This window comes from Companilactobacillus halodurans (assembly GCF_009600995.1).
Taxonomy (GTDB): Bacteria; Bacillota; Bacilli; order Lactobacillales; family Lactobacillaceae; genus Companilactobacillus; species Companilactobacillus halodurans.
This window is the reverse complement of sequence record NZ_VDFO01000038.1, coordinates 16,363-28,719: the sequence shown is the minus strand read 5'-3', so window position 1 is coordinate 28,719 and position 12,357 is coordinate 16,363. Positions and strand designations below refer to the sequence as shown.

General features: G+C 36.6%; 13 protein-coding genes. 8 read left to right on the top strand and 5 right to left on the bottom strand.

Features of this window, described 5'->3' with window-relative positions; translation table 11 throughout:
- Positions 1-148: 148 nt before the first annotated feature.
- The 4 genes from FHL05_RS09840 to FHL05_RS09825 form a co-directional block, all read right to left on the bottom strand.
- Positions 149-1,264, bottom strand: a complete 1,116-nt coding sequence (locus FHL05_RS09840; RefSeq protein WP_153522575.1) for an enolase C-terminal domain-like protein — start codon at positions 1,262-1,264, stop codon at positions 149-151.
- Between the two features lie 228 nt (positions 1,265-1,492).
- Complete coding sequence (locus FHL05_RS09835; RefSeq protein WP_153522573.1) at positions 1,493-2,203, bottom strand: GntR family transcriptional regulator; 711 nt, start codon at positions 2,201-2,203, stop codon at positions 1,493-1,495.
- Between the two features lie 121 nt (positions 2,204-2,324).
- Complete coding sequence (locus FHL05_RS09830; RefSeq protein ID WP_153522571.1) at positions 2,325-2,678, bottom strand: VOC family protein; 354 nt, start codon at positions 2,676-2,678, stop codon at positions 2,325-2,327.
- Entirely contained in the window at positions 2,668-3,534 is an 867-nt protein-coding gene (locus FHL05_RS09825; RefSeq protein WP_153385348.1) for a DegV family protein, read from the bottom strand. The genes FHL05_RS09830 and FHL05_RS09825 overlap by 11 nt, the downstream gene beginning before the upstream one ends.
- Before the next feature lie 148 nt (positions 3,535-3,682).
- Here FHL05_RS09825 and FHL05_RS09820 point away from each other — a divergent pair, with 148 nt between their 5' ends.
- The 5 genes from FHL05_RS09820 (at position 3,683) to FHL05_RS09800 (ending at position 7,868) form a co-directional block, all read left to right on the top strand.
- Positions 3,683-4,630, top strand: a complete 948-nt coding sequence (locus tag FHL05_RS09820) for a galactokinase family protein (protein WP_153522569.1) — start codon at positions 3,683-3,685, stop codon at positions 4,628-4,630.
- Positions 4,630-6,075, top strand: a complete 1,446-nt coding sequence (locus FHL05_RS09815) for a UDP-glucose--hexose-1-phosphate uridylyltransferase (RefSeq protein WP_153385346.1) — start codon at positions 4,630-4,632, stop codon at positions 6,073-6,075. The genes FHL05_RS09820 and FHL05_RS09815 overlap by 1 nt, the downstream gene beginning before the upstream one ends.
- On the top strand, positions 6,072-7,067 hold the full coding sequence (locus FHL05_RS09810) for a LacI family DNA-binding transcriptional regulator (protein WP_162000280.1): 996 nt from the start codon (positions 6,072-6,074) through the stop codon (positions 7,065-7,067). Before FHL05_RS09815 ends, FHL05_RS09810 begins: the two co-directional genes overlap by 4 nt.
- A 107-nt stretch (positions 7,068-7,174) precedes the next feature.
- Positions 7,175-7,402, top strand: a complete 228-nt coding sequence (locus FHL05_RS09805; RefSeq protein WP_238706890.1) for an SHOCT domain-containing protein — start codon at positions 7,175-7,177, stop codon at positions 7,400-7,402.
- Positions 7,403-7,517: 115 nt separating this feature from the next.
- Positions 7,518-7,868: a DUF1516 family protein gene (locus FHL05_RS09800; protein ID WP_153385344.1), complete on the top strand. Its 351-nt coding sequence runs from the start codon at positions 7,518-7,520 to the stop codon at positions 7,866-7,868.
- Between the two features lie 31 nt (positions 7,869-7,899).
- On the opposite strand, the gene FHL05_RS09795 is transcribed toward FHL05_RS09800, so the two are convergent.
- Positions 7,900-8,760, bottom strand: a complete 861-nt coding sequence (locus FHL05_RS09795; protein WP_153522565.1) for an alpha/beta hydrolase — start codon at positions 8,758-8,760, stop codon at positions 7,900-7,902.
- A gap of 189 nt (positions 8,761-8,949) precedes the next feature.
- Between FHL05_RS09795 and FHL05_RS09790 the strand changes: the two genes are divergently transcribed.
- The 3 genes from FHL05_RS09790 (at position 8,950) to FHL05_RS09780 (ending at position 11,788) form a co-directional block, all read left to right on the top strand.
- Positions 8,950-9,981: a branched-chain amino acid aminotransferase gene (locus tag FHL05_RS09790; protein WP_153385342.1), complete on the top strand. Its 1,032-nt coding sequence runs from the start codon at positions 8,950-8,952 to the stop codon at positions 9,979-9,981.
- A gap of 351 nt (positions 9,982-10,332) precedes the next feature.
- Positions 10,333-10,806, top strand: coding sequence for a nucleoside 2-deoxyribosyltransferase (locus FHL05_RS09785; protein ID WP_153385341.1), 474 nt, complete (start codon positions 10,333-10,335; stop codon positions 10,804-10,806).
- Between the two features lie 181 nt (positions 10,807-10,987).
- Positions 10,988-11,788: an SLAP domain-containing protein gene (locus FHL05_RS09780; protein ID WP_153385340.1), complete on the top strand. Its 801-nt coding sequence runs from the start codon at positions 10,988-10,990 to the stop codon at positions 11,786-11,788.
- Positions 11,789-12,357: the final 569 nt, after the last annotated feature.

Here is a 12,357-nt window from a genome sequence, read left to right as displayed (position 1 = left end):
ATATTTTTTCATAGCTTGTACAATAGGCAACCCATTATTAACATCTGTTATACAAGCCAATTTAATATCTTTTGAAAACAAAGAAAACCCTCCCGTTGGATTACTCCAACTAGGAGGGTTCACTTCACAAAAGTGATTTGAGATTTTTTTATACTTCATAATTATTGATAAAGTCAGAGATATATTTCAAGGCTTCATTTGGCAACAAACTAATTCCTAAGCCATTATCTTGCTTCGGTATCATAATTTGTCCATGATCATCTTTAATACCACCAATAAATGGCGAGTCAGCAATGTAATCAAGACCATCTAAATCAATATATTTAACGTTTGACAAGCCCGCACTCAAATATGCTGACATCGTCATAGAAATATTGGCTTCAATGGTACAACCAAACAGACAATCAACGTCATGACGTTTAGCAAAAGTGGCCAACTCGATTACTTCCAAGGGTCCCCCACTCTTAATCAATTTGATATTGATTGCTGAACCATAATGATTCTCGATGATTCGTTTAGCATCTTCTAAATTGAAGACTGATTCATCAGCAATGATTGGAATTTTTGTCTGTCGACTGATCCGTTTCATATCTTCATAATTGATACTCTTCACCGGCTGCTCAATAAACTCAACATTTAAAGTGGATTCATCTAAAGCATTGATCATTTCCATAGTTTGAAAATAATTTAGACTTTGATTAGGGTCAATTCTTATTGAAACGTCATCCGGAATAATATCAGCCAATTGTATAATCCGGTCAATTTCATCAGGATTATTGACCACTTTATATTTAATATGATGGTATCCCTTTTTTAAAATCCGCTTTGTTTCTGACACAGTCTTTTCGAAACTCAAAACACTGACAATCGTGTCATTTTCCAAAGTTCGTTTTGAAAGAGTTAATCCCAATTCATCTGATATTTCTAGACCATCGCCTTTAGCCATAGCATCAAGAATCGCTACTTCCATTCCATATCGAGCTGCCGTGTGATTTAAAAATCCTTGTAAAGACAGCAAAGTGTCGTCGATTGGCTGGTTCAAAGTATCATTAAAGAAATCTTTGGCAAAACGATACATTTCATCACGTGATTCGCCGGTTAATTTAATATTCTCAGCTGACTCACCAAATCCAATCGCACCATTATCCAATTCCACCTGATAAAGAATTCCCTTAAGATTATTAGAAGTCCGAATGCTAGTAATAAATGGTCTCTTCAAAGGAATATCCATTTTATGAATTTGATATGCGACTATCCTTGTCATATTTTCATCTCCAAGAGAATCTGACTTGTTAACATGTTTATACTATACTCCCAAATGGTCATAATTTAATATCAATTTAACCAAATATCGTATAAAATTGTATTTTTGGCAAAAAATAACAAAAAAATAAGGAATAAAGCAATTTTTGTAATATTGTTTTATTCCTTATTTTCATATATTTAATTTTTAAATTCTTATTTCAGCAGCTACAAAAATTGGGCAACTTTTTTAAGCTTCAATATCATGCCGCACATGATAAGAAAATTCATCGCTTCGAGCAACGCTTAAAGTGAATTCAATTATTCTGTTTTGTAAATCATAAGATTTTCGTTCCAGTTGCAAACATGGCGTGCCAGATTTCAACTGCATAATTTCGCTATTGCAATTACTAATGACACTGGCGGAAAAATATTCATCGGCATAACTGATTTCTTCGTTAAAATCTCTTTGGAAGACTTCGTACATTGATTGGTCACGTAGTTCTTCCAAGCTCAAAGTTTTAAAAATTTTTTCTGGCAAAAAGCTTCGTTCTAACATCATTGGAAGATTGTCTGCCAGACGCAAACGTTCGACTAAAAACATCCCTTCGCCAACAGCCATTGCTAAATTTTTAGCAAAGTAAGCATTAGCTTCTCTCTTCTTAAAATTTATAATTTTGGTCGATGGTTGTTTTCCTAAAAGACGCATCTGTTGATTGAACTTAAAACTATAACCTAAATCACTATCCAGATTGATTCGATTGACAAAGGTTCCTTTGCCCTGAATCCTTCTGACGATACCGGTTGCTTCTAGTTCCAGCAAAGCAAAACGAATAGTATTTCTCGAAACTTGATATTTATCAGCTAATTGGCGCTCTGACAACAATTTTTTATTTGCTGGCAAGTCTTGAACATAACTAGTCAATTGATTTACCAGTTGTTCTTGAAGGGTAACTTTCATCTAAAAGCAGTCCTTTCTGGTACTTACTTCGATTGTATGGGCTCAAAAAAGTTATTTCAATAAAATTGACAAATTGTCACAAAACAAAAAGTCAAACCCATTTGGATTTGGCTTATTTATACTACTTAGCTTTTACGACGACAAAATAATTGCCTTCAGGATCTTGAAAATTAAAGGTCAAAGCACCATTAACTTCCGTAATTTCTCCAGCACTGATTAATTCATCATGCAATCTATCGAAATCATCTGACACGAACACTAATGAAGGAACAGTCTCAGATACTTCGGGCGAATAGATTCGAATGTAATCCTTAGGAAAAATGGATAATTCCACTTCCTGAGAAATTCCCACGATTACATTTTGGTATCCGCCGTTTAGAGTCTGTCTAGCAACCACTTTGGCGCCAAACTCATCCGTCCAAAATTCCACGCTCATATCAACGTCATCGACGTAAATCATTATTCTAGTTTTCATCCATAAAGTCCTTATCCCAGACGACACCCATCGTTTTTTCACCAGTGTGGACACTGATAGCTGGTCCTAAGTGACTTGTAGAAACTCTTGCTTCAGGAAAGGCAGCTGTGAAATCACTCGACCATTTAGCCAGCATTTCACGATTATTAGAGTCCACGACTGTGATATGCAACTTGAAATCAGGATGTGCTTCTTCGTATTTTTGAATTTCGAGTGAAATCATCCGAAAAGCTCGGTGCATCGTTCTTTCTTTAGCAATGGCATAAATTTTACCATCTTTAAAGGTCAAGAGCGGTTTGACATCGAGCAAACTGCCGATAATCGCTGAACGATTGCTCAAACGACCAGTCCGACTCAAATGCTTCAAGTCGTTAACAGCAAAGTAAATATCAGTCGAATCACGAAGGTCTTTTAATTTAGCAACGATTTCTTCTGGATCAACATTTTTTTGAGCTAAAGAACCGGCTAACATGACTAAGTCAGCTTCAGCAGCGCTTGCAGCCATGGAATCGAATGGATAAACCTTGGCTTTATCATAAGTTTTAACGAACATTCGTAAATTATCCATGAATGAAGTGATTCCTAGTGATAAGTGAATTGAGATAATCGTATCGTAGCCTTCGTCAACTAAACGATCGTAGGCTTCTTGGATTTGACCCATCGATACTTGCGAAGTCGTTGGCAATTCTGATTCATTTCGTAAGTAATCATAAAATTCTTCATCAGTTAATTCTTCAGTCTCTTTATATTGCTTATTACCCAAAATAACCGTAATGGGTAAAACCGTTATATTATACTTTTTGATTTGCTCCGGTGTTAAGTACGATGCTGTATCAGTTACAACTGCAATTTTCATAGATTTCTCCTCGTTTTTCCGTTGCATGTATCTATGCATATAATGATAACATCATATAGGTAATTTTAAATCTCTAAACCTTGTTTTAAAAGCTAGAAAGCGATATCATTTTGTTAAGTAAATATTTAGTAAAAATGGGAGAATGATTATGGATACTAGTAAAATTTTAACAGGATACGAAAATACATTTAATAAACCAGCAGAAAAATTATTTTTCTCACCTGGCAGAATCAATTTGATTGGTGAACACACTGACTATAATGGCGGCAACGTCTTCCCTTGTGCCATCAGTTTAGGAACTTACGCAGCTTTTGGAAACAGATCTGACCAAACTATCCAAATGTACTCTGAAAATATTCCTGACAAAGGCATCATTAACGTGTCACTTGATAAACTTGAATACGACAAAGCTGATGATTGGGCAAATTATCTAAAAGGAATGATTTATTTAATTGTTAAAGCTGGCTACAAGATTGATCATGGCTTCAATCTTTATATTCATGGAAATCTACCTGATGGAGCTGGACTTTCATCATCAGCTTCAATCGAATTATTGATGGGCAATATTTTAAACGACGTCTTCAATCTTGGCATCGACCAACTTGACATCGTCAAAATGGGGCAACAAAACGAAAACAATTATATCGGTGTAAATTCCGGAATCATGGATGAATTTGCTATCGGTATGGGCAAAAAAGATCAAGCTACTTTGCTTCGTCGCGCCCGTCATGCTGTCTTCGAAAATCAACGGACTCTAAAAGCTGTTAAATACTTGCAGGACAACAATTTGGTTGAGTTTGGCAAATTAGTCAATGCATCACATATTTCACTCCACTATGACTACGAAGTAACAGGCGTCGAATTGGATAGTTTAGTTGAAGCTGCCTGGCAACAACCTGGTGTCCTTGGAGCTAGAATGGTCGGTGCCGGCTTTGGTGGCTGTGCTATTGCCTTTGTTGAAAAAGACCAAGTTGACAACTTCAAGGAAAATGTTGGTAAAATTTACAAGGATAAAGTCGGCTATGCAGCTGACTTCTATATTGCTGAGATCTCAGATGGTCCTAGCGAACTAAAAATCTCCGAGGTGGAAAAATAATGTCTTGTGTCGATAAATTTGTCGATCAAATAATTGCTGGCGACAACGATTACCAAGAACTCGACCGTATCTATCTTTACAATCGAGTTTGCGCTTTAGTCGGTGATGACAATCATCAAGAAAATGACGATTTAAAAACAGCTTTGATTCAAACAGCTATCAAAAATGAAAAAATTGCTGACAATCAAACGGCTAAAGAAATCCTCAATGACCAATTAATGGATTTTCTAACACCAACGCCTGCCCGCGTTAATCAAAAGTTTTGGAATCTCTATCAAAAAAGTCCCGAAAGCGCCACAAATTACTTTTATCAGATGAGTCAAAATAATGACTACATTAAAACTAAAGCTATCGCAAAAAATATTTCCTATGATGTCAAAACTGATTATGGCAATTTGGAAATCACCATCAACTTGTCAAAACCAGAAAAAGATCCTAAGGCAATTGCAGCGGCTGGTAAAAAAGCTCAAACTGGCTATCCTAAATGTCAGCTTTGCTTAGAGAATGAAGGCTATTTGGGTCGTCTAGGCTACCCTGCTAGAACTAATCATCGGGTCATCAGATTGACTCTTGGCGGTCAAACTTGGGGCTTCCAATATTCGCCTTATGCTTATTTCAGTGAACATGCAATTTTTCTCAACAAAATTCACCAGCCAATGATTATCGACCAACATGCTTTCACTAATTTATTAGAAATTACGCGAATCTTTCCTCAATACTTCGTGGGCAGCAATGCTGATTTACCTATTGTTGGCGGCTCAATGCTCAGTCACGACCACTATCAAGGTGGACGTCACAACTTTCCAATGATGAAAGCTGGCATCGACCGAGAAATTGAAGTTCCGGTTAGGGATGTTCAAGCTGGTATCGTCAAATGGCCAATGTCGACTATTCGTCTAACAAGTAAAAATCCTGAACAATTAGTCAGAGCAGCCACTTTGATTCATAATCACTGGATGAATTATTCTGATGAATCTGTCGATGTGAGAGCTTATACTAATGAAACTCGTCATCACACTGTAACGCCAATTGCTTATCGTAAGGGTGAAGACTATGTCTTAGATATTGTATTGCGTGACAATCAAACTTCTGACAAGTATCCTGATGGAATCTTCCATCCCCACAAGGACGTTCAACATATCAAAAAAGAAAATATTGGTTTGATTGAAGTCATGGGTCGAGCAATTTTACCAGCTCGTTTAAAAGATGAATTAAAGGAAGTCGAGCGCTACGTTTTGGGTCAACCTAATAAGATGGCTGATTACCACAAAACTTGGGCTGATCAACTAAAAACTAAGTATGATTTTACTGACGACAATGTTTCTGACATTATTTTCAAAGAAACTGGTCTCGTCTTTTCCAGAGTGCTTGAGGATGCTGGTGTCTTCAAATGGAACGATCAGGGGCAAAAAGCCTTTGATAAGTTTATTGGAAGTCTAGACTGATGGCCACTCTTCGTGATATCGCACAAAGAGCCCATGTTTCACCAGCCACGGTCTCACGAGTGCTCAATAATGATTTGACCCTATCAGTGACTGCTGAAACCAGAACCAACATTTTGAAAATTGCCACGGGATTAAATTACCAAAAGGCCAATCATCCCAATGCCCGTTTCCAAAAACACATTGCTTTAGTTCAGTGGTATTCCGAGTCTAAAGAAGAAGATGACCTCTACTACATGACGATTCGTGAAGGTATTGAGCAACAGGCTCCTAAATATGGCTTTGATGTCATGCGGATTTTTCACAATGAATTGTCCAAAATTCCTAAAGACATCGATGGCATCATTGCAGTGGGAAAATTTAGTACAGAACAAGTTGGTCAATTAAAAGAAATTTCTCGTAATTTAGTCTTTATCGATGATGACCAATTTCCTAATGGTTTCGATACGATTTTGACCGATTTTCGATACGGTATTAAACAAGTTGTCGATTTCTTCGTGCAACAAAACATTCAAGATATCGGTTTGATTTATGGCGAGGAACTCTCAACCGACAAATTACGAGTTATTCCTGATTTTCGCTATAACAGTTTCAAAAAGGCTCTCGACAAATATCAGTTATTTGATTCTGAATTGTGTTTCAAAGGCGATTTCACTAAACAATCTGGCTATGAACAAATGTCTTACGCAATCCGTCAAAAAAAGCTGCCACACGCATTTTTTATTTCAAATGACCCAATGGCAGCCGGTGCGTTAAAAGCTCTTCAAGAACATAAAATCGACGTTCCCAAACGAGTTCAAGTTTTTAGTTTCAATAATACTTCCCTTGCTAGTTTAGTCAATCCTGAATTAAGTTCCGTTGATGTTGCGACTACTCAAATGGGCAGTGCTGCTGTTGACTTAATGCAAAATCTTTTGACCGACCCAAGACACGTCGCTAAAAGAATCGACTTAGCAACTAAGTTGATTTTTCGGCAAAGTACTATTTATCAATAAAATTATCAATAAAATTTTTTCAAAAAGTACTGTGAGCAGTTGGATTGATACGAGATTTATCTCACTTTATAATATGCTTTAGAAAGTAGTTAAAGGAGATGGCGAATATGATGGGTTACTCAGGATGCCCCGGATTAGGATTTTTCGGTGGAATGGGCGGTGGCATGTGGACATATGGCATTGCTATTTTACTAATAATCCTTGCCGTAGTTTATTTTGTTAATCGAGGAAATCATCATAAGAACACAGCCTTAGAAACGCTTGATCAAGAGTATGCTAAGGGAAATGTCAGTGATGACGATTATCGTAAGAGAAAAGATAATTTAAATAGTTAATCAATAAAGCAGCGATGATAATCAGATTTAAGATTATCGTCGCTGCTTTTTAAATTTGTCTCAACATTTCCCCTCAATGTTACGATAGTAACCATACAAGAGGGGGAAATTATTAATGGTTTGGTTATGGATTCACTTAATTACATGGATTGTGATGGCGATTATGATTCTTTTAGCATTATTTACCAAATCGCATACAAAAATCTATGAAATGATCACACGTGTTGGCTACATTGTCATCATCGTCACTGGTATCAGATTAGCTATCAGGGCTTGGGCCTTTAAGCCAACGTTATTGGTAGTCAAAATTATTATCGCTATCATCTTCATTGCTTTAACTGAAATTGCCTTTGCGCGCAAATCACAAAAAAATATCAGCAATTCACTAATCTGGGCAGTAATCATCTTTTGCTTAGTCACCGCTTTACTGGGATTTGCCTTAGCCGGCTGGTATCCATTCGTATAAAAAAATCTCGACCTAAATTGGTTGAGATTTTTTATTTTTTCCACAAGAAATTAATCAAAAGTTTATCCACTTGCTTATTTTCATGGAGTTTACTATGTTGAGCCATCTTGCCAACGATTTTCTCTTCACGATACGAATGTGCTCTAGTTTTGACTAAATATTTTAACGACTTAGTTGAGGCATTGCTGACTCGTCCATCAGAATGAGTTCCATCGTTCTTGTCACCATAAATATTTAAAACATCAATATTGGTTGGATAAATCTTACGTAATTTCAATAGTTCTCGATAAGCCTTAGTCATTTTATCAGGCTTGCCATTTTCCGAAAGTTTCATTCTGTTTACTTTATCGTTAACTCCCAAAAGGCCATTGTAATGACCGGCAATATCAACGATTTTGTTAATCTTTGGAAAATCTTTTTTGCCAGCATTATCCAAAATGTAAAAGTTGATTGCCATGTTCCCCATTGAATGCCCAACCAAGTTTATTTGCTTGAATTTATATTCTTTTTGCAATGCTTTGATAACATTTTTTACCCACTCGCCTTGCGTATGATAATTAGTCATTTTATTATTATCAAAATTAACTTCAATAATGGGATTAATTGCTTTATTAGAAATCGAGCCAATAATTTTAACGTAGCCATTGGAACTAACGTTAACTCTGATGATTTTTCTCGTCACACCAGCCTTTTTAGCGGCTTCTGTCATGTGAGTTTCAGCATTAAAACTGCTGCCATAACCATGGAAAAATAATGTTGGCGTCGAGTTTTGAACAAATTTTGTCTCAGTGCTCGTTTGATTTTTTTGACTGCAACCATATAAAGCACCAACCACTACCAAAAAAGTAATCAGAACTGCAACTAATTTTTGTTTCTTTTTAGGATTTCGCATGTTTTTCCCTCGCCTATTATTTATCCATATTGTATCTACTTAGCGTGACATTTACTTAAAAAAGGCCCTCTTTTAAAATTTTTTTAATATTAGCCATTGACACTCTGAGGTTCATTAATTATGATAAGTCTAATAAATTTAATAATCTTTTAATTTATTAAATTTAATTTAACAAAGGAGATATAAAATATGGCAAAAGCAGATGCAAAAAAAATTGATTGGAACAATCTTGGTTTCAATTACATGGACTTACCTTATCGTTTTCTTGCTCATTGGAAAGATGGTAAATGGCAAGACGCTGGACTAACAGAAGATAGTACTCTTCACATCAGCGAGGCTTCCCCAGTCTTGCACTACGGTCAAGCAGCTTTTGAAGGTATGAAAGCTTATCGTACACCGGACGGCCACATTCAATTGTTCCGTCCCGATCGCAATGCTAAACGTTTGAAGGACTCATGTGAAAGACTCTTGATGCCTGTTTTCCCAGAAGATAAATTTGTCGAGGCAGTAAAATCAGTTGTTAAAGCAAATGCTGACTTTGTACCCCCATATGGAAATGGAGCCACACTTTATATCCGTCCTTTGATTATCGGTACTGGTGAACAAATCGGTGTCCACGCCGCACCAGAATATATCTTTACGATTTTTGCCATGCCCGTTGGCAATTACTTCAAAGGTGGCCTAACACCAGTCAACTTCACGACATCACAATATGACCGTGCAGCTCACAAAGGTACTGGTCAAAGTAAAGTCGGTGGAAATTACGCCGCCAGCCTCTACCCAGGAGAAAAAGCTCACGACAACGGATTTGCCGACTGTGTTTACCTAGACCCAATCGAACACAAGAAGATTGAAGAAGTAGGATCAGCCAACTTCTTTGGAATTACTAAAGACAACGTCTTCGTAACGCCAAAATCACCTTCAATCCTACCAAGTATCACTAAGTACTCACTACTTTGGCTAGCCAAGAACCGACTAGGCATGGGAGCAGAAGAAGGAGACGTCTACGTTGACCAACTAGACCGCTTCAAAGAAGCCGGAGCCTGTGGAACCGCAGCCGTAATCTCCCCAATCGGAGGCCTAGAACACAACGGCAACCTACACGTATTCTATAGTGAAACAGAAGTAGGACCCGTTACTAAGAAATTGTATGATACATTAACAGGAATCCAATTCGGTACTGTAGAAGCACCAGAAGGATGGATCCAACAAGTACAATAGAGAGCGGAGACAGGGCGCCCAGCCCACGAGGATTAAGACAATTTCACGAATTGCTCGCCGCACTTTGCGAGTGATTTGTGAAATAGGCTTAACCGGAATGGGTTGCCCTGTCGCAGCTCGTTTCAGCATACTTAGCAAATAAAACATAAAAACCAAACCAATCAAAAATGAGAGGTTTGGTTTTTTCATGTTTTGATGTTTTAATGTTTTAATTTTTAAATTTTAAATTCTTAAACTTTAATTTCTTCATATCATAAAGAAGTTTCGCTTTTAACTTAACCCATACCCCCAAATCCCCAAACAACCATGATAAAATATCATAGAACAAATAAAAGAAAGAGGGATTTTTAAATGAAAATTTATTTTGCCAATGGTTTATTTGCATTAGCAGACCGGATGTTTAACGAATTCGTAGTCGATAAGATTAGAAAGATGGACAGCTCAATCGACGTCTATCTACCCCAAGAAAATGGTGATATCAACGACAAAATGAATTACGCTGACTCAATCAAAATTGCCCAAGAAGATAACAAGGAACTTCTTTCTTCTGATTTAGTAGTCGCAATTCTTGATGGCGACACAATGGATGATGGAGTGGCTTCCGAAATAGGATTAGCTTTCGGCAAGGACATCCCTGTTATCGGAGTTTATACCGACTTACGTCAACATGGATTTAATAATCCCGAAAAGCTTGAAGCTGTAAAGACAATTGGGGAAAATCCTTTTGCATATATCAATAATTACACGATTGGCTTAATCAAAATGAACGGTCTTATGGTCAATAATGTTGACGACATGCTTGAAGGAATTAAGAAATACCAATAAATTATTTTTAATAATTTGATAAAGTAATGTTTCAGTTAAATTACACTAACTTTACAGTTAAGTTATAACTCATTTACAGTTGGATGATATTCAACATTTCGTGGTCTAGACGTTATATGATTACTTCCGTTGAGAAAATTAGTAAACAAAACATATATTTTTTACGGGGGATCATCTTATAATGAAGATCAAAAATTTTGTAGCGTCACTATTCACAGTTTCAACACTTGCATTGATTGGGGTTGGTGCTCAAGCACAAACTGCCGACGCTGCAACAGTTTCAAGTTCAACTACTAGTGGTGTTGTTTATGTTACAAACACAAATGTAGCTTTGCTTTACGGTTCACCAACAAACAACGGTCAAATTACTAAACTTGGACGTGGCCTAGCTAGCAAATCAGCTTGGGCTTACAGTGGCACAGTCACAATTGATTCAACCACTTACTATCAAGTTGGTGCTAACGAATGGGTAAGCTCAAATGATATTTCAACAAGTGCTCCTACTATAACTTTAGATAAAAATATGTATGTAAAAGCTAATGGTGGTGTAAATCTTTATGACTCTCCAAATGGTACCTTTACTGGTTCCACAGTTTCAGGAGGTATGGAATTACACGTTTACGCAAGTAAGACTGATAACAGTGGCAATACATGGTATGACGTTGGTATGAGTCAATGGATCAATGGAAAATACATGTCAGATGATAATGTTAAAGAAACTTTGACAATGTCAGCTACGGCATATGATCCTGTTGTTCTAGGTTCAAATATGGGTTACAGCGGCGTTGCTGCTAACCTTTCCAAATTCCCTAAGGGAACACATTTAAGAATTACTGATAGTAATGGCAATGTTTACGATCGCGTTGTAAATGATACTGGACTTTTTGCTTACAGCAATCCAAATCAATTAGATGTCGCTATGCCTAACTCGCAAGCACTTCAATTTGGTCGTCAAAACGTTACTGTTCAAGTTTTAAGTTAAAAATCAAATAGAGATAAATAAAGGCTGAATCTGTGAGGGATTCAGCTTTTTTGTTTCTTAAATTAATAATCTATTTATTAGAACTAAAAAAAGAACCTCCACCACGTGGAGGCCCTTTTTTTACAAGTGGCAAGATGAAATTTACTGCAGTTTCATTAACTTTAAATGAATCTTACTACTTAAAAAAACATTCTTACGATCCTGTTACGGATATTTGTTCAACTAATGAATCCTAGTGCAACACGTAATGAGTTTGCGCGACTACTTTTTAGGTCGATCTTATGTTAACTTTTGGCACTAGTTTCAAAAATGTCGTTGAACTGTACTGACTCTAACTTTCATTTGCTTATACTGATTCTATCTTACTCATAGTCTGATACTAACAGTCTGATAAAACTTTCTGAATCAAAATCTTCTAGGGCTACAGTTCCTGACACTTCATCTTTACCACATCTTTAATATAGCACGTTTTGTAACCGCTGACAATTTTAAACTATCTGATTTTGCTTAAATTTTTTCTTCTAAACAAATACCTATATATCAAGCTTTTTTGGCACTAAAAAAGGACT